We start from the raw sequence: 590 nt of genomic DNA, 5'->3' as shown, positions 1-590 counted from the left end.
GCAGTTATGGAGGCTCAGGCATGGGCACAAACGCCATACCCCCGCCCGGCACCCGGCGACCTCTCGGCGGCCTTCGCCGGGCCCTGGTCGCCGGCGCCCTCGGCACCCTCGTGCTCGGCACGCTCACGGCGGTGACCGGCCCGGTCTCCGCCGGTGCCGCTTCCGCCGGTGCCGCGGCCACCACGCTCGGCGCGGCGGCCCAGCAGAGCGGGCGCTACTTCGGCACCGCGATCAGCGCCGGCAAGCTCGGCGACTCGCAGTACACGACGATCGCCAACCGTGAGTTCGACATGATCACGGCCGAGAACGAGATGAAGATCGACGCCACCGAGCCCAACCAGAACCAGTTCAACTTCTCCGGCGGCGACCGGGTCTACAACTGGGCGGTGCAGAACGGCAAGCGGGTGCGCGGCCACACGCTGGCCTGGCACAACCAGCAGCCGAACTGGATGCGGTCGATGGAGGGCAACGCGCTGCGCCAGGCGATGATCAACCACATCAACGGCGTGATGAACCACTACAAGGGCAAGATCTACGCCTGGGACGTGGTCAACGAGGCCTTCGCCGACGGCAACTCCGGCGGCCGGCGC

General features: G+C 69.3%; 1 protein-coding gene. It reads left to right on the top strand.

Annotated features, from left to right (window positions below):
• Positions 1 to 20: 20 nt before the first annotated feature.
• On the top strand, positions 21 to 590 hold a 570-nt coding region (locus tag ACVCAG_RS45825), incomplete at its 3' end, for an endo-1,4-beta-xylanase (protein ID WP_447191681.1).

The organism is Streptosporangium sp. G12 (assembly GCF_052983175.1).
Note: the sequence above shows the minus strand (reverse complement) of the source record. Positions and strands in the feature narration are given on the sequence as shown.